At 71.7% G+C, this 16,205-nt stretch carries 16 protein-coding genes; 6 read left to right on the top strand and 10 right to left on the bottom strand.

From position 1 onward, the window contains the following. Positions 1 to 9: 9 nt before the first annotated feature. From gvpO to CF165_RS43750, 5 genes are all read right to left on the bottom strand, one after another. Entirely contained in the window at positions 10 to 339 is a 330-nt protein-coding gene (gvpO, locus tag CF165_RS43770; protein ID WP_093953492.1) for a gas vesicle protein GvpO, read from the bottom strand. A gap of 183 nt (positions 340 to 522) precedes the next feature. After that, positions 523 to 1,203 carry a response regulator transcription factor gene (locus CF165_RS43765; protein WP_093953491.1) on the bottom strand — a complete coding sequence of 227 codons (681 nt, stop codon included), beginning with the start codon at positions 1,201 to 1,203 and terminating at the stop codon, positions 523 to 525. After that, positions 1,203 to 2,591: a sensor histidine kinase gene (locus CF165_RS43760; RefSeq protein ID WP_240522081.1), complete on the bottom strand. Its 1,389-nt coding sequence runs from the start codon at positions 2,589 to 2,591 to the stop codon at positions 1,203 to 1,205. The genes CF165_RS43765 and CF165_RS43760 overlap by 1 nt, the downstream gene beginning before the upstream one ends. Positions 2,592 to 2,766: 175 nt before the next feature. Then, positions 2,767 to 3,483 (bottom strand): type 1 glutamine amidotransferase, encoded by a 717-nt coding sequence (locus CF165_RS43755; RefSeq protein WP_093953489.1) that lies wholly within the window; start codon positions 3,481 to 3,483, stop codon positions 2,767 to 2,769. Beyond that, positions 3,476 to 4,669 (bottom strand): MurT ligase domain-containing protein, encoded by a 1,194-nt coding sequence (locus CF165_RS43750; RefSeq protein ID WP_093953550.1) that lies wholly within the window; start codon positions 4,667 to 4,669, stop codon positions 3,476 to 3,478. Before CF165_RS43750 ends, CF165_RS43755 begins: the two co-directional genes overlap by 8 nt. Positions 4,670 to 4,819: 150 nt before the next feature. Between CF165_RS43750 and CF165_RS51495 the strand changes: the two genes are divergently transcribed. The 4 genes from CF165_RS51495 to CF165_RS43735 all read left to right on the top strand — a co-directional run bounded on the left by CF165_RS51495 (position 4,820) and on the right by CF165_RS43735 (position 8,704). After that, on the top strand, positions 4,820 to 4,969 hold the full coding sequence (locus tag CF165_RS51495; RefSeq protein WP_158226920.1) for a hypothetical protein: 150 nt from the start codon (positions 4,820 to 4,822) through the stop codon (positions 4,967 to 4,969). Positions 4,970 to 5,645: 676 nt separating this feature from the next. Next, positions 5,646 to 6,428: an IclR family transcriptional regulator gene (locus tag CF165_RS43745; protein ID WP_093953488.1), complete on the top strand. Its 783-nt coding sequence runs from the start codon at positions 5,646 to 5,648 to the stop codon at positions 6,426 to 6,428. Positions 6,429 to 6,453: 25 nt separating this feature from the next. After that, positions 6,454 to 8,142: an L-lactate permease gene (locus CF165_RS43740; protein ID WP_093953487.1), complete on the top strand. Its 1,689-nt coding sequence runs from the start codon at positions 6,454 to 6,456 to the stop codon at positions 8,140 to 8,142. Positions 8,143 to 8,152: 10 nt separating this feature from the next. Next, complete coding sequence (locus tag CF165_RS43735; protein WP_093953486.1) at positions 8,153 to 8,704, top strand: HD domain-containing protein; 552 nt, start codon at positions 8,153 to 8,155, stop codon at positions 8,702 to 8,704. On the opposite strand, the gene CF165_RS43730 is transcribed toward CF165_RS43735, so the two are convergent. From CF165_RS43730 to CF165_RS43715, 4 genes are read right to left on the bottom strand one after another with little or no spacing between them, the layout of a single operon-like run. Continuing rightward, on the bottom strand, positions 8,701 to 10,686 hold the full coding sequence (locus CF165_RS43730; RefSeq protein ID WP_093953485.1) for a DUF1707 domain-containing protein: 1,986 nt from the start codon (positions 10,684 to 10,686) through the stop codon (positions 8,701 to 8,703). The two genes, CF165_RS43735 and CF165_RS43730, sit on opposite strands and share 4 nt — an antisense overlap. Before the next feature lie 41 nt (positions 10,687 to 10,727). Further along, positions 10,728 to 11,993, bottom strand: coding sequence for an RNA polymerase sigma factor (locus CF165_RS43725; protein WP_093953484.1), 1,266 nt, complete (start codon positions 11,991 to 11,993; stop codon positions 10,728 to 10,730). Positions 11,994 to 12,032: 39 nt separating this feature from the next. Beyond that, complete coding sequence (locus tag CF165_RS43720) at positions 12,033 to 12,380, bottom strand: YciI family protein (RefSeq protein ID WP_093953483.1); 348 nt, start codon at positions 12,378 to 12,380, stop codon at positions 12,033 to 12,035. 4 nt (positions 12,381 to 12,384) lie between these two features. Continuing rightward, positions 12,385 to 12,810, bottom strand: coding sequence for a YciI family protein (locus tag CF165_RS43715; protein ID WP_093953482.1), 426 nt, complete (start codon positions 12,808 to 12,810; stop codon positions 12,385 to 12,387). A 147-nt stretch (positions 12,811 to 12,957) separates the two neighbouring features. Here CF165_RS43715 and CF165_RS43710 point away from each other — a divergent pair, with 147 nt between their 5' ends. Further along, positions 12,958 to 13,938, top strand: a complete 981-nt coding sequence (locus tag CF165_RS43710; RefSeq protein ID WP_093953481.1) for a small ribosomal subunit Rsm22 family protein — start codon at positions 12,958 to 12,960, stop codon at positions 13,936 to 13,938. Between the two features lie 26 nt (positions 13,939 to 13,964). Here CF165_RS43710 and CF165_RS43705 read toward each other — a convergent pair whose 3' ends face one another. Next, positions 13,965 to 14,801 (bottom strand): maleylpyruvate isomerase N-terminal domain-containing protein, encoded by an 837-nt coding sequence (locus CF165_RS43705; RefSeq protein WP_093953480.1) that lies wholly within the window; start codon positions 14,799 to 14,801, stop codon positions 13,965 to 13,967. 63 nt (positions 14,802 to 14,864) lie between these two features. On the opposite strand from CF165_RS43705, the gene CF165_RS43700 reads away from it, so the two are divergent. Beyond that, entirely contained in the window at positions 14,865 to 16,205 is a 1,341-nt protein-coding gene (locus CF165_RS43700; protein WP_093953479.1) for a sensor histidine kinase, read from the top strand.

The following is a 16,205-nucleotide window of genomic DNA, read 5'->3' as shown; positions in this document are numbered from 1 at the left end:
ACCTTCCTTTCAGGAATCGGTGGCACCCCGGGTGAACCGCCGCAGCCGCTCACACGCGCTGAGTTCGCCGTCTCCGTCGACGTCCACCCGGTAGGTGGCCATCACGCTGGTGGAGTCCGGGATCCTGGCCAGCTCGACGACGTCGACGAGCACGGACCAGCCGCCGCCGGGGCGGCTCCGGACCCCGGTCACGGCATGCGGAGTCAGCCCGGTAACCAGACCGAACTGGGCCTTCGCCGCACCGATGGCGTCGACGAGCCGCAGCCCGGAAACGGATTTCCCGGCGGCTTCCGAAGAATTGTTATTTTGGGCAGGGAACGGCAGAGGCGATTCCGTCATCGCTTTCCTTGTCGGGGGTGGTGCCCACCGTAGCAACAGCGGCGACCACCCGCAGCGCGGTCACGGCACGGCATTTTTCACCGGTTCGCGCCGATGATTGGGCGATCCGCGCCAACCCGCAGCGGCGAACGGCGCAACGGTGGACCACCCAGCGGGACCAATTTCCGGTAAACAGCCGTTAGATCACGATCGGGTAACGTCTACCAGCCGGTAGCCCACGCCGCGGACCGTCTCGATGGTGTGCGTGCCGAACGGCGCATCGATCTTGCGCCGCAGGTACCCGATGTACACCTCGACGACGTTCTCGTCACCGTCGTAGTGCGCGTCCCAGACGTGGCCGAGGATCTCGTTCTTCGACAGGGCCGTCCCCGCCCGGCGCAGCAGGAACTCCAGCAGCCCGAACTCCCGCGCGGTCAGCTCGATCCGCTTTTGTCCCCGGTGGACAGTGCGGGCGGAGGGGTCGAGCCGCAAGTCGCCCGCCTCCAGCACCGCCGGGCGAGCCGGGGCGCCGCGCCGCAGCAACGCCCGCAGCCGGGCGATGAGGACGACGAACGAGAACGGCTTGGACAGGTAGTCGTCGGCGCCGAGGTCGAACGCGTCGGCTTCGTCGTACTCGCCGTCCTTCGCCGTGAGCATCAGCACCGGCGTCCAGTTCTCGGCCGCCCGCAGGCGTTTGAGCACCTCGTAGCCGGACAGCTCGGGCAGCATGATGTCGAGCACGACGACGTCGTACGCGTGCTCGGTCGCCCGCCAGAGGCCCTCGCGACCGGTGTGGGCGACGTCGGCGGTGAACCCCTCGGCGACCAGCCCTCGCCGCAGCGTCTCCGCGAACTCGCGCTCGTCCTCCACGATCAGCAGGCGCATTACTCCTCCTTCGGCAGGGCGATCACCGGCAGCTCGATCACGAACCGCGCGCCCGGTTCCTCGGACGCGGCGTAGCGAGCCCGGCCGCCGTGGCGCGCCGCGATGCCGGCGACGATCGGCAGGCCCAGCCCGGTCCCGCCGTGCCCGCGTTGCCGGGACGCGTCGAGCCGGACGAACCGTTCGAAGATCCGCTCCCGGTCGGCTTCCCCGACGCCGGGACCGTCGTCGCTCACCTCGACGACGGCGAGGTCGCCGCGCACCGCGCTGCAGACGCGGATGCGCGAACGCGCGTGCCCGCGGGCGTTGTCGACCAGGTTCCGCACCGCCCGGCGCAGCTGCGCCTCGCTGCCGTGCACCTTCGCCGGCCCGGCCCGGACCTCGACGTCCACTGTGCTCTCACCGCGGACCCGCTCGGCTTCGGCCCGGACGATGTCGTCGAGGTCGACCTCGGTGCGCTGCGGCCGGTCGGTCGTGTCGTCGGTGCGCGCCAGCATGAGCAGGTCGTCGACGAGCTCGCGCAGCCGCGCGGTCTCGCGGGCGATCACCGGCACCAGGTCGCCGGTGCTCTCCGGGTGGCGCCCGGAGACGTCGAGCGCGGTGCTGATCGTGGACAGCGGCGAGCGCAGCTCGTGGCTGGCGTCCGCGACGAACCGGCGTTGCGCGGCCTGCGCCGACGCGAGCCGCCCGAGCATCTCGTTGAGCGTCACGGCCAGGCGGTGCACTTCGTCGCCGCCCGGCGGCAGCGGCACGCGCGCGGCGAGGTCGCGCGTCGAGATCTCCGCGACGGTCCGGCGCATCCGCTCGACCGGTCGCAGCGCCGAACCGACCGCGCGGTACACCGCCAACCCGGACGTCGCCAGCAACGGCACCGCGATCAGGCCGAGCAGCAGCGTCAGCCGGGTCGACGCCTCCGCGACCGGTTCCAGCGAGCGCGCGGAAACCACCGTGAACGGCCCGCCCGGCCCGTTCACCTCCTGCGACACGACGCGGTAGTCGGCGCCGTCGCCGTTCAGCCCGAGCGGCAGCGTTTCGATGGTCTCGTACCCGACCGTCGGGCGCGCCGTGGTCAACGGCGGGTGCCCGACGATCGCCGGGTCGCTCGCGATCGGCCTGCCCCGCGCGTCCAGCACCTGCGTGACGGCTTCGGTGTCGCCGGTGCTGGCGACGTCGCTCGCGCTCAGGTCACGCGCGCCTTCGCGGACCAGCTGGATGGCGACCTGCCGTCCGGTGCTGCGGGCACTCTCGGTGACACTGCGGTCGAGCGACTCCTCCAGCAGCAGCACCACGACCACCCCCGCGGCGGCGATGGCCAGCGCGAGCGCGAAGACCGCCACCGCGGTCGTGCGCATCCGGACGCCGGTCGCGGCGATCACCCTGCCTAGTCTCACCAACGCAGCGTAACGACCAGCCCAGAACCCGCCCGCTCCAAGCGCCCCAATGTGGCGTTGGTTGCGTCCAACGCACCCAATGTGGCGTTCGGTGCGTCTGACGCACCGAACGCCACATTGGGGCGCTGGCGAGTGGCCAACAGCGGTGGCCGGGCGAGGGGGCTGGGCCACAGGTTCACCGGCGGCGGCGCTGGGTGACGAGCCGTTCTTCCCTCAGGCGGTCGACCTCGGGCAGCTCCAACGGGCCGAGCGGGTGCCCGGCCGTCCAGGACAGCAGCAGGTCGGCCAGCGCGGGGTTGCGGGCGAGCGCCGGGCCGTGCAGGTACGTGCCGACGACCCGGTCCGTCACCGCGCCTTCGGTGCCGTCGCCGTTGCCCGTGCCGCGCACGACGTGCCCGAGCGGTTCGCTGTCGGCGCCGAGCTTGCTGACGCCCAGGTGGTTCTCGAACCCGGTCAGCGATTCGCCGTCCAGGAGCCGCGAGGGCGTCGCGACCAGTTCGGCGACCGCGCGGCGCTCGCCGGGTTCGGTGGTGACGTCGAGCAGGCCGAGGCCGTCGTGGTCGACGCCGTCCAGGCCGCGGAAGCGGGTGCCGAGGACCTGCAGGCCGGCGCACACGCCGAAGACCACCGCGCCGGCCGCGACCGCCCGCCGCAAACCGGGGTACTTCCGCAGGTGCGCGGCGGCCAGCGTCTGCGCGCCGTCCTCGCCGCCACCCAGCAGATAGAGGTCCAAAGTGGACGGAACCGGCTCGCCGAGCCCGACCGGGACGACCTCCGCGTCGAACCCGCGCCACTGCAGCCGCTTGCTCAGCACCTGCGCGTTGCCGGTGTCGCCGTAGGTACCGAGCACCTCGGGCAACAGGAGTCCGATGTGGACGGTCGAGTCAGGCATCGGCCAGCCTGCCGACCAGGTCGCGGAACGCGGTGTAGTTGGCGACCAGCTCGACGGCGCCGGGCGGCAGCGCGTCGATCGCGGCGACCGGGTCCGGCTCGGCCCAGTGCGCGACCTCGGCGTAGCAGAGCCGCACGGACAGGTCGGCTCCGCGCTCGCCGGTGACGACCACCTGGCGCCCGCGGAGCCGCTCGAAGTGCACGTCCCACAGCCAGGACAGGTCCCGGCCGTCGGCCTCCTGGGCGTTCACCGCGACGACGACCGGGGTGTCCTCGTCCAGCACGCGCAGCGTTTCCACCCAGCCGGCCGGGTTCTTCGCCAGCATCAGCCGCACGGAGTGCCGCGACCGGCGGACCGTCCGGTAGCGGCCGCCGATGTCGGTGATGGTCCGCAGCCGGGCCGCCGCGGTGTGCGGCGGCACGCCGAGCCGGTGCGCGGCGGCGAGCGCGAGCGCGGCGTTCGCGCGGTTGGCGTCACCGGGCAGCCGCAGATCGAGGTCGACCTCGCGGCCGCCGGGGGTGCGGACGAGGTCGCCATCGAGCGTCCAAGCGGGCTCCGGCCGGGCGAGCCCGCACGCGCAGCCCCAGTGCCGGTCGTGGGCTTCGACACGGCCTTCGCAGCGCGGGCACGCCGTCGAGTCACCGCTCCAGCGGCGGCCCGCGCCGACCCACACCGGCTTCGCGGCCACGCTCGCCGCGGACGTCACCAGGACGTCGTCGCAGTTCGCGACGACCACCGTGCCGGCCAGCTCCGCGATCGCGGCTCGCAGGTCACGCTCGGTGGCGCGGACCTCGCCGACGCGGTCCAGCTGGTCGCGGCTCAGGTTGAGCAGCACCAGCACGGCGGGCTGCACCTGGTCGGCGACCCAGGGCACGTAGGTCTCGTCGACTTCGAGGACCGCGTACGGCGCGTCCGGCCGGGCGGTGAGCGCGGCGAGGACGCCGTCGGGCATGTTGGCACCGTCGCTGTTGGCGGCAACCTCGGCCAGGGCCTCCAGCGCGCGGGTGATCATCAGCGACGTCGTGGTCTTGCCGTTGGTGCCGGTGACGAGCACGACGGTGCGTTCCCGCCCGAGGCGGCGCAGGGCACGCGGATCGAGCGCGAGCGTGACGCGGCCGCCGATCATGCCACCGCGGCCGAGCCCGGAGCTGCGGGACAGCCAGGCGGTCAGCCGCCCGGCGGCCACGGACGCGCGAGTACGGAAGGGGTTTCGGACGGTCACCGGCGCATGGTGCGCGTTGGGCGCTGTGAGTTTCCTGAGTCCGTGACGCCGCTCTCTGGCGGGGTGTCTTGCTACCCCTGCGGGCTGGCGGCCAGTGTCGTGAATGACTCTTTCATGCCTTCCGACGACATGAACGACTCGTTCACGACATCCGGCCGCCGCGGACCCGGCCACCAGCCCACCGCGCCGTCACGCGTGACGCAGTCCTCGGCGGAGTGGCGGCCCGCCGCGCAGAACAGGCGCAACCGGCTCTGCGGAGCCTGAGCCCCACGAGACCGAACGACCCCGGACCAGCGAAGTCGACCACTGCGGACGTCACGCCCGCACAGGCGGCCGCCTCTCCGGCAGGGTTCCGCCAAAGTCGTACGCCCCGGGCTCCGGAACCACACCCTCCGCTCGCCGACTCGGCCCTTGACCGCGGGGCGCTGAGGGCGGCCGTGGTTCCGAAGGTCGTGAATGAGTCATTGGGGACCTCGCACGTCCTGAATGACTCATTCAGGACACAGGGTCGGCAGCTCGCAGCCCCGCTTCACCACGGAACACCGCGGCAGCCCCCTCGGCCGGAAAGCACCCCCACCCGCCCTGGGGGACTGCCCCGCATCCAGCGTATCGAGCCGCACTGACAAAAACGGCGAAAGACGTCTCCCGGAGCCGACTTGTCCACATTGCGCCCGGCCTGTTGACAACTCGCGCGAGCATTCACGGACATGAACGACAACGTTGTCGAACTTGTCGAAAGCCGCCGTCGACGAGCCCGCAACCGCCATAGGTAGGAAACTTAACCATCGGAGGTTGTACCAATTAGCGTCCGCAAGTACCGCCATTGTTCCGAGTTATTGCAAGATCTTCCGCTGATTCATCGGAGGTGTTACCGTCCAACCCCACCCAGCGGAAAGGCGTACCGCTGAGCGGATACCGGGAACGTCCAACGGAGGACAACGTGGGACCGGAGCGCGGGCTGGAACAGAGCGGCACACTCGAACGCGGGCTGGCGGTGCTCGAGCACGTGGGCCGGCACCAGGAGATTTCCACCAATGCGATCGCGCGGCAACTGGGACTTTCCCGCAGTGCCGCCTACCGCATCGTCGGCACCCTCAAGAACCTCGAGTACCTCGAAGCCGACCAGGTCACCGGGCGGGTCAGGCTCGGCACGCGGCTGGTCGAACTGGGCGCACGGGCGATGGCCGCCACCGATCTGCACCGGTGTGCGCCGCGGTACCTCGCGTCGCTCGCGGAACGCTCCGGCGAGACCACCTACCTCGCCGTGCCCGACAACGACACCATGGTCTACGTCGCCACCGAACGCAGTGCCAGCGCCGTGACGCTGGCTTGCCGGCTCGGGACGCGGCGGCCGCAGCACGCGACCTCGCTCGGCAAGGCGTGGCTGGCCGCGCTGCCCGAGGCCGACCGCGCCGAGCGCGTCCGGCGGATGAAGCTGGATCCCTTGACGCTCAAGACGATCAGCGACCCGCACCGGCTGCTCGACGAGCTGGCGAAGACGAGCCGTCGCGGCTGGGCGATCGACGAGGTCGAGAACGAGCCGGACGTCGGCTGCGTCGCCGCCGCCGTCCGGGACCACTCCGGACGGCCGATCGCCGCCATCAGCATCGCCGGGCCGGCGCCCCGGGTGCTGCGCCGGCTTGACGAGCTCGGTGCCTCCGTCGCCGGGACCGCCGCCGCCCTGTCCCTCCGGCTCGGCTACGTCCGGGGCCGGCCTGCCTGAGCACACCCCGGCAAAGGAGCCGACCGTGACCTGGATCCAGGACTACCAGCCGGCGGGCGGGCTGTGGGTGTCCGCGCTGCTCGCCGCCCTCCCGATCATCGTGCTGCTGGTTTCGCTCGGGGTGATCCGCTTCTCCGCGCACCTTTCCGCGGCGCTGGCACTGGTCACCGCGCTGGGCGTGGCCCTGCTGCTGTACCGCATGCCGGCCGCGCTGGCCTTCGACTCCGCGGCGATGGGCCTCGTGTTCGGCGTGTGGTCGGTCGCCTGGATCGCGTTCCACGCCGTGTACTTCCACAACGTCACGGTCGCCACCGGCCGGTTCGACGCGATCAAGCGCGTGCTCGCCGGGTTCAGCGAGGACCGGCGGCTGCAGGCGCTGCTCATCGCGTTCAGCTTCGGCGCGCTGCTCGAAGGCGTCGCCGGCGGCGGGTCGCCGATCGCGATCACCGCGGCGATGATGGCCGCGCTCGGGTTCCCGCCGGTGAAGGCCGTCGTGCTGGCGCTGCTGGCGAACACCGCTCCCGTGGCGTTCGGCGGGCTGGGCAACCCGCTGATCGTGCTCGGCAGGCTGACCGCGCCGATCATGCACCTCAAGCAGGACCAGGCGACCGAGCTGTTCTCGGCGATGGTCGGCCGTCAGGTGCCGGTGCTGGCGCTGATCATCCCGGCGTTCCTGGTCGTCGTCCTGGCGGGCTGGAAGCGCATGCTCGAGGTGTGGCCGGCGGTGCTGACCGCCGGGCTCGCGTTCGCGGCCATGCAGTTCGTCGCGTCCAACTACATCAGCGCCAGCCTGGTCGACGTCCTCGCCGCGCTCACCGCGATGGCCGCGTTGTGGATCCTGACCCGGTTCTGGCAGCCCGCGACGGTGTGGCGCTTCGAGGGCGAGGAAGCCGCCCCGGTCAAGAGTCTCGGCGCCGCGCAGGCCGAGCGTGGCGCGCTCTACGCGTGGATGCCCTACATCATCCTGATCCTGGCGATCTTCCTGTCGCGGATCGGCACGATCTTCAAGAACCTGCCCGCCTGGCTGGACCTGACCAAGCTGCTGCACAAGGCGGACTGGGTCTTCGCGTGGCCGGGCCTGCACAACCACGTCGTGCAGCACCCGCCGATCACGGCGAAGAACGCGCCGTACGCGGCGACGCTCACCGTCGACTTCCTGTTCTCCCCGGGCACGGTCGCCCTGGTCGCCGCGGTGATCGCCGGCTTCGCGATGGGCGCGCGGCCCGGGCTGTTGCTGAAGACGTACCGGAGCACGCTGTACCAGATGCGCTGGGCGCTCGCGACGATCTTCATGATCCTGGCGATCGCGTTCGTGATGAACTACTCGGGCGCGACGCAGACGCTGGGCCTGGCCCTGGCGACGACCGGCGCGGTCTTCCCGCTGTTCTCGGCCTACATCGGCTGGCTGGGCGTGTTCCTGACCGGCTCGGACGCGTCGACGAACAGCCTGTTCGGCCCGATGCAGGTGATCTCGGCGCAGCAGCTGAACCTCAACCCGATCCTGGCGGGCGCGACCAACACGTCCGGCGGCGTGATGGGCAAGATGATCTCGCCGCAGAACCTGTCCATCGGCGCGACGGCGATCGGGCAGAGCGGCAAGGAGGGCTCGCTGCTGCGGCAGACGTTCCTCTGGTCGCTGCTGCTGACCGCGGTGGTCGGGGTGATCTCCCTGCTCCAGGCGACGATCCTGACGGCGATGATCCCGTCGCCCTAGGCTGGGCGGCATGAGTGAGCCGCTGGCGTCCTTCGGTTACGAGCTGGGCCTGCTCAAGCGCGTCCGGCGGTCGGGGTGGTGGCACGCGGGGGTCCGTGACCCGGAGTCGGTCGGCGAGCACAGCCTCCGGGCCGCGCAGCTGGCGGCGTTGATCGCGGCGGAGGAAGGAGCGTCGCCGGAGCGGGCGGCGTTCCTGGCGGTCTGGCACGACACGCAGGAGACGCGCACGGGCGACCTGCCGCTGACCGCCGTGGACTACCTGCGCAAGCCGGAGCCGCGGGAGATCACGGCGGACCAGACGGCCGCACTCCCGCAGCACTCACGAGACCTGGTTCGCGAGGCAGTCGACGAGTACGAGACCCGCGAGTCGGCGGAAGCCTTGTGCGCCAAGGACGCCGACAAGCTGGAGATGCTGCTGCAGGCGCTGGAGTACCGGGACATCGGCGTGCGGCCGGTCGACGAGTGGATCGAGTCGTCGCGAAAGGGCCTCACGACGGAGACCGCGCGAAAGATCGCCGAAGCGGCATTGACGATGTCGCCGCTGTCCTGGCGAGGCCGCTAGGCCAGCCGGCGAACCCCCACAGCGAAGCGGCCACCGGTTTGCCCGAGGATCAAGGTCTGGTCCGGGAGCGCGACCGCGCTGATGACCTCCCCCCACAGGTCGCGCCGGTACGGCAGGGCGGCACCGTTCCGCAGATCCCACGCCATCGTGTTCTCCTCGTAGTCGGAGGCGACCGCGACCGGGGTGCCGTCCGGCAGGGATGTGCACACCACGGCTTCCTTCGCGTAGACCAGGCCGGCGATGGTGTGGAGCAGGGTGTGCTGCCGCAGGTCCCAGACGCGGATCGTCTTGTCCCTGCTCGCGGACACCGCGACCGGGGTGCCGTCGGGGAGCACCGCGGTGTCGATCGAGTTGACCCGTTCGGTGTGGCCGGTCAGCCGGAACCGCGTCTTTCCGTTCTTCAGGTTCAGTACCCTGATCGCACCTTCCCAGTCGGTGACCAGCACGACCGGGGTGCCGTCGGGGAGCACCACGGGGACGGCCTTTTCGAAGGTGGAGTCGTCGGACAGGTTGTGGAGCAGCTCGTGGTCTCGCAGGTCCCACGTCTGGATCGCCGAGATATCGCCGTGGGCGACCGCGACCGGGGTACCGTCGGCCAGCGGCAAGCACCTCACCCCGTACAGGCCTTTTGCCGCTTTCGGCAGTGTCCCGCGCGCCGATCCGTCACGCAGGTCCCACACCCTCGCCGACCGGTCCGGGCTGACGGTCACCGCGACCGGGACGCCGTCCGGCAGGACCATGGCCGCGACCCCCCGCACATCGTGGGTGTGGCCGCTGAGGGTGTGCCGCAGCGAGTCGTCGGTCAGGTCCCACACCCTCGCGGTGTTGTCCTCGCCGCCGGTGATCGCCAGGGGGGTGCCGTCGGGCAGCACCAGAGTCGTCAGTGACGCGAGGCCGCCCTCGTGCCCGGCCAGCGTCCGCTTGGGCGGCGCCTTCCTTCTCCGGGAAACCCGTGCCGGTGCGGCAGGAGCCGGTTCCACGACGGGACGAAACAGATCCACGGGAGGAGGAGCGCCGATCTCGGCGATGGCCGCCGTCGTGGTGCGGCGGGCCCACACCACGAGCGCGACGAACACGACCGCCGACACCGACCCCACCAGGATGGCCAGTGCGGTCAAACCCAGCATGCCCAAGACGATCACGATGCCGACCATGGGGACCAAGCCGACCGCGGCGACCACAGCGGCGGTCATGCCGGCTCGGAACGACGGCTTCCGCGGGGGAAGGTCGACCGGCGGCGCCGGTGGCAGCGAAGTCAGCGGCGCGGGCGGGGCGACCGGGCTCGGGGACGGAGACGGCAGGTCCGCCACCACCCTCGCCAGCTCGTCGCGCAACCGCGCCGCGTACACCGCACGCACCCGCTCGTCGAACTCGGGCAACTCGAGCAGCCCCGCCTCCACAGCATCGTTCAGCTGGGCGACAACGGCTTCCCGGTCGGCGTGGGACGCGCGCGGCGAGCGCGCCGGGCCCGCACCCGCGGGTAAATCGGCCACCAGCGCGGCGAGCTGGGCATCAGTCGCCGCCCGCCGGACGGCCGCCACCCGGTCATGCCGCTCGGCCGGATCCAGCAGCCCTCCGGCGACCGCGGCCTCGATCCGCGCGACGGCCTGGTCACGTTCGGCGTGACTCGCCTTGGCATCCAGGTTGCCGACGACAGCGTCGACGTCGGCGTACGTCACGGCTCGGCTCAGCAACTCCTCAGCGTCGGCGTAAGCGCTTGCCGGAAGCCGCCCATCGGTCAAAGCGTCGGCCAGCACGACCAGCGCCCGCTCCCGGTCCGCCGTGGAAACCCGGGCGGCCAAATCGGCGACGGCAGGCGTCAGGTCCTTCCGCACCCGAGCGGCCTGGACCACCACGACCCGCCGTTCGTACTCGGCCAGATCGATCCGGCCTTCCCGCAAGGCCCTGTCCAGTTTGCCGGTGGCTTCCGCGCGGGTGTCGTGTCCGATGCGGACGTCCGCGCGAGGTGCTCTGCCTGCCATCGCGGGAGCATAGCGAGCCAAGCAACGCCGTTGGCGCGGTTTTAGCGACCCACCGCCGTCGCACGGTCCAGCAGCAGGGCGCGCTCGCGGGCGTTCTCCGTCATCTCCGCTGCGCGCCGGAACTCCTGCTCGGCTTCCTCGAGCCGGCCCAGCTTCTGCAGCAGGTCGCCGCGGACACTGGGGAGCAGGTGGTAGTCCTTCAACGCCGGGTCGTCGGCCACCGCGTCCACGACCGCCAAACCGGCCGAAGGCCCGTACGCCATCGCCACCGCGACCCCGCGGTTCAGCTCGATCACCGGGGACGGCTGGAGCTTGGCGAGGCCTTCGTAGAGCGCCGCGATCCTGGCCCAGTCCGTCTCCGGCGCCGTCCGGGCCCGCGCGTGGCAGGCCGCGATCTCCGCCTGGGCGGAGTACGGCCCGTACGCGCCTTCCGCCAGCTGCTCCGACAGGGCCAGCGCCGCGAGGCCGTGCTGGATCAGCAGCCGGTCCCAGCGGGAGCGGTCCTGGTCCAGCAGCAGCACGGGCTCGCCGTTCGGGCCGGTGCGGGCCTTCGCGCGGGACGCCTGGAGCTCCATCAGCGCGACCAGGCCGTGGACCTCCGGCTCGTCCGGCATCAGCCCGGCGAGCACACGGCCGAGCCGCATCGCCTCCTCGCACAGCGCCGGCCGCATCCAGTCGTCGCCGCGGGTGGCCGAGTAGCCCTCGTTGAACACCAGGTAGAGCACTTCGAGCACGGACGACAACCGCGCGACCCGCTCCTCGCCCTCCGGCACCTCGAAGGGCACCTTCGCCGCGGTCAGGGCCTTCTTCGCCCGCACGATCCGCTGCGCGATCGTCGACTCGCGGACCAGGAAGGCGCGCGCGATCTCGTCGGTGGTCAGGCCGCCGAGCATGCGCAGCGTCAGCGCGACCCGCGCCTGCGTGTTCAGCACCGGGTGGCAGGCGACGAACAGCAGGCGCAGGACGTCGTCCTCGATGTGGTCGTCGAGCGCGGCGTCGAAGTCGGGCAGCACGCCTTCGCCGAGCTGCTGGTCCCGCCCGACTTCTTCGAGCTTCTCCGCGTACCGCTCGTTGCGGCGGAACTGGTCGACCGCGCGGCGCTTGGCGATGGTCATCAGCCACGCGCCGGGGTTGCGCGGCACGCCGGACTCCGGCCACTGCTCCAGGGCCGCGACCAGCGCGTCCTGCGCGAGCTCCTCGGCGAGACCGACGTCGCCGCGGGCCATCCGGGCCAGGCCCGCGATGAGCCGCGGCGCCTCGATCCGCCAGACCGTTTCGACCGTTCTGTGGGCGTCCGCAACCGTCACCCGGCCATCAGACAGGGTGATGCGGCGGGGTGCAACCCACTAGCCGTCGATCGGGCGGATCTCCAACACCCCGCTCGGCGCGTCGAAGCACGGCGCGCGCTTCATCAGCTCGACGACGTCTTCGAGCGATTCGCCGTTCAGCAGCCAGACTCCGGCGATCAGCTCCTTCGTCTCCGCGAACGGCCCGTCGATGACCTTCGGTTCCGCGTGGCCTTCGAACACGACGCGCGCGCCATCCGAACTCGGCGTGAGCCCTTCGGCGAACACGATCCGGCCCTCGGCGAACAGCTCGTCGTTGAACCGCGCCATCGTGGCCAGTTCCCCGGCGCTGGGCCCGATCCCGGCTTCCGAGTCGGCGTTGGCCTTCACCATCACCAGGAACCGCACGGCGTCACGCCTCCCCGGCGGACTGCGCCCGCAGCCTGCCTTCCATTTCGGCGACCTCGGGCGTCATGTTCTCGAAGTCCGACGCCTCCGCGACGCGCCGGATCTCGACGACGCCCGCCTGGCCGTCGGGGTTGGGCATCCGCTTGATCCATTCGACGCACTCGTCGCGGTCGCGGCACTGGAGGATCCAGAACCCGCCGACCAGCTCTTTGGTCTCCGCGAACGGACCGTCGACGACCTTCGGCTCTTCATTGCTGGAGAAGACGATCCGTGCGCCCTGCGAACTCGGTGTGAGGCCCTCGCCCGCCAGCATTACCCCGGCCTTGACCAGCTCCTCGTTGAACTTCGCCATTTCGGCCAGCAGCTCGGCGCTGGGGCCCTTGCCCGCCTCGGAGTCCTCGTTCGACTTGACGATCACCATGAACCGCACCGCGGTCTCCCTTCGTTCGTTTCCTGCCTACGCGTCGAACGGCCCCGCGCCGGATCGACAGCCCCCGCCAAAAACTTTTCGCGCCGAAAACTAGCAGCTCAGGGTCGCTCCGGCGTGGACAATCCGGACAGGGGAGAATCGGCAGCCGTGGCCGTTCTCCCCGACGATCTCTCCTCCGCGCTCGACGAAGAGCTGGCCAGGCACCCCGTGGCCCGGCTGGCACAGTCCGTCGAGCGGCTCAGCACGCGTTACCGCCGAGGTGACGCGGCGACTTCGCCGATCCTGAGTTCCGAAGCCGACGTCGCCGCGTACGCCGGTTACCGCATGCCGGCGACCTACGCGGCTGTACACGCTGTGCTCGCCGAAGCGGCTTCACGCGCTCCCGGCCTCGAGCCGCGTACGCAGATCGACGTCGGTGGGGGCACCGGGGCGGCGGTGTGGGCCGCCGCGGCCGTGTGGCCGTCGCTGACGAAGTGCACGGTGCTGGAGCAGGTCGCCGGCGCGATCGGGCTCGGCAAGCGGCTCGCCGCGGGTGCCGGGCTCGCCGCGGTGCGGGACGCCCAGTGGCGGCGCGGGTTCGTCGACCCGGCGGCGCCGTCGCCGGAGGCCGACCTCGTCACGCTGTCCTACGTGCTCGGCGAGCTGCCGGACGCGACGCGCGCCGACGTGGTGCGCTGGCTGGCGGCCGCGGCAGGCACGGTCGCGCTGATCGAGCCGGGCACCCCCGCGGGGTTCGAGCGGATCCGCGCCGCCCGCGCGCAGCTGGCCGAACTCGGCCTGGACGTCGTCGCGCCGTGCCCGCACGACGCCGCGTGCCCGATCGTGCCCGGCGAGGACTGGTGTCACTTCGCCGCGCGGCTGCCGCGGTCGGGGCTGCACCGGAAGCTGAAGGCGGGCACGCTCGGGTTCGAGGACGAGAAGTTCGCGTACGTCGTCGCGAGCCGGTCCGTCCCGGACCGGCCGGACGCACGGATCATCCGGCACCCGAAGAAGCACAAGGGCTGGGTGGCGCTGGACCTCTGCACGGTGGACGGGCTGAAGCCGGGTGTCGCGGTTTCGAAGAAACAAGGCCCGCGGTACCGGGCGGCACGGGACGCCGAGTGGGGGGACGGCTGGTCTTCCGCCTGACGAGCCGCGTGGCTCCGGCGAGAGCCCTACGGCATGTGGACCGTGCGGAGGAATTCCACCAGCCGCCACGGTCGGCGGCCGCCGACGCGGACCTTGCCGCTGCCCACCGCGCGCAGCGGGGAGATCCGGCCGAACATCATCGGCACCAGGACGGCCGGGTCGAAGGTCAGGCGGACGTCCGCCGTGCCGTCGGGTTCTTCCGCCCGCAGCCGGCCGTGCTGCAGCACCAGCATCACCGGCGTCGTGTGGTCCGAGCGGAACTCCACCGCGATCCGGCGCGGTGACGGCCGGGCGTGGCCGAGCAGGCTTCCGGCGTCGTTGCGGACCATGCCGGTGAAGAACAGCTCCAGGAACATCGCCTCGTGCGCCGCTTCGATCCGCCACTGCCGCCCGCTCGCGCGGGCGATGTCGCGGCCGTGGACCTCCAGCTCGTTCACCAGGTGCGCGAGCAGGCCCGCCAGGGGAACCCGGCTGCCGCCAAGCCAGCCGATCACCTTTTCCGGGCCGTGGTCCCCGCTGACCCGCAGCACTTCCGCGATGTCCGCGCGCAACCGTTTGGCCAGCAGGCGCGGATTGCGCTCGGGGTAGGCCGTCAGCGCGATGTCGTTCATCACCGAGACCGTCTCGATGGTCGCCGACGCGATCGGCTCCTCCAGTTCCGGCAACGGCAGCGGACGGCCGTCGCCGTGGGCAATGGCGGTGTAGACGAGCGCGATCCAGCCGACGTGCGCCGCCGTCTCGGCCACCGACCAGACGCCGATGGCCCTGGCGTCCGGGTCCGGCGCGTTCTCCACGACGTCCGCGAACCGTTCGCCGGTCTCCGCCAGCGCCTTGCGCACCGCCTGCCACTGCGAATTCGTCACAGACGAAACGGTAGGCGGCGAAGGCCGCGGCCGGTTCTTCGAGACTGAGGTTATCTTCTGCGGATGGCCCGGTTCCTGCCCCGGTCGACCCGGGTGCGGGTCGCCCTCTTCGCCGCACTCGCCTCCGCGCTCGTCCTCGGTCTCGGGTCGTACTGGTTCGTCCAGGCGCTGCGAGGCGGCCTCGAGAACAGCGCGCGGGCGCTGGCGACCGACAAGGTCTACGCCGTGCTGGCCCTGCTCAACTCCGGTGTCGCGCCCGCGGACGTCCCCAAGCAGCTGGAAAAGGGCGGCGGGTACATGATCAGCCCGCAGGTGATGAACCGCTGCTCGGCCGGCCTCCCGGACGTGCCGTTCCAGGGCCGCGCCCAGGTGTTCTCGCCGGACTGCGTCATCGCGATGCCCTACGGCGAAGAGGACCAGGTGTACGTCGGCTCGGCCACGGCGAACCGGCGGTACTTCGTCGACGCGGCCGAGTCCCTCGACCCCGTCGGCCTCCAGACCGTGGACACGGCCGAGCGGATCCTCTGGGGCGGGGTGCCCGCGGCGGCGCTGTTCATCGGCGGGGTCGCCTGGTTCGCCGTGCGGCGGTCGCTGCGCGCGGTGGGGGCGATCCGCGCCGAGGTCGACGGCGTGCGCGCGGCCGACCTCGGCCGCCGCGTCCCCGTGCCGGACTCCGGCGACGAGATCACCGAACTCGCCGTGACGATGAACGAGATGCTCGCGCGGCTCGACCGGTCGGTGCAGCGGCAGAGCCAGTTCACCGCGGACGCGTCGCACGAACTGCGGACGCCGCTGGCGTCGCTGCGCACCCAGCTCGAGGTGCAGCTCGCCCACCCCGACCGGCTCGACTGGCGCCGCAGCTGCGAAAACGCCGTGCTCGACGTGACGCGGATGGAGGCGCTGGCCGGCGACCTGCTGCTGCTCAGCAAGCTGGACGCGGACCAGCACGCGCGGCACGAGCCGGTCGCACTGGCGGACCTGGTGACCCGGCACGCCGCCCGGCGGCTTTCCCTTGACGGCGTCGAGGTGACCACGGAAATCGAGGCCACGCCGGTGGTCCACGGCCACGCGGGACGGCTGGAGCGCGTCCTGCGCAACCTCGCCGACAACGCCGAACGGCACGCGAAGAGCCGCGTGACGATCACGCTCGCGGCGGCCGGCGGCGAGGCCGTGCTGACCGTCCAGGACGACGGCCCCGGCATCCCGGCCGAGGACCGCGAGCGCGTCTTCGACCGCTTCGTGCGGCTCGACGACGACCGCGCTCGTGAAGACGGCGGCTCCGGGCTGGGCCTGGCGATCGCGGCGGAGATCGCGCGGGCGCACGGTGGCACGCTGCGCGTCGCCGACAGCATCGACGGCGGCATGTCCGGGGCGTGCCTGGAACTCCGCTTGCCGCTTGCCTGA

Origin of the sequence: Amycolatopsis vastitatis, from assembly GCF_002234595.1 — a bacterium.
Taxonomy (GTDB): Bacteria; Actinomycetota; Actinomycetes; order Mycobacteriales; family Pseudonocardiaceae; genus Amycolatopsis; species Amycolatopsis vastitatis.
Note: the sequence above shows the minus strand (reverse complement) of the source record. Positions and strands in the feature narration are given on the sequence as shown.

Bases quoted from the DNA above. Each gene is read 5' to 3' on its own strand.
- CF165_RS43755 (WP_093953489.1), bottom strand. From the start codon at position 3,483: ATGCCTGACTCGACCGTCCACATCGGACTCCTGTTGCCCGAGGTGCTC.
- CF165_RS43700 (WP_093953479.1), top strand. From the start codon at position 14,865: ATGGCCCGGTTCCTGCCCCGGTCGACCCGGGTGCGGGTCGCCCTCTTC.
- CF165_RS43765 (WP_093953491.1), bottom strand. From the start codon at position 1,203: ATGCGCCTGCTGATCGTGGAGGACGAGCGCGAGTTCGCGGAGACGCTG.
- CF165_RS51495 (WP_158226920.1), top strand. From the start codon at position 4,820: ATGCCTTCCGACGACATGAACGACTCGTTCACGACATCCGGCCGCCGC.
- CF165_RS43730 (WP_093953485.1), bottom strand. From the start codon at position 10,686: ATGGCAGGCAGAGCACCTCGCGCGGACGTCCGCATCGGACACGACACC.
- gvpO (WP_093953492.1), bottom strand. From the start codon at position 339: ATGACGGAATCGCCTCTGCCGTTCCCTGCCCAAAATAACAATTCTTCG.
- CF165_RS43735 (WP_093953486.1), top strand. From the start codon at position 8,153: ATGAGTGAGCCGCTGGCGTCCTTCGGTTACGAGCTGGGCCTGCTCAAG.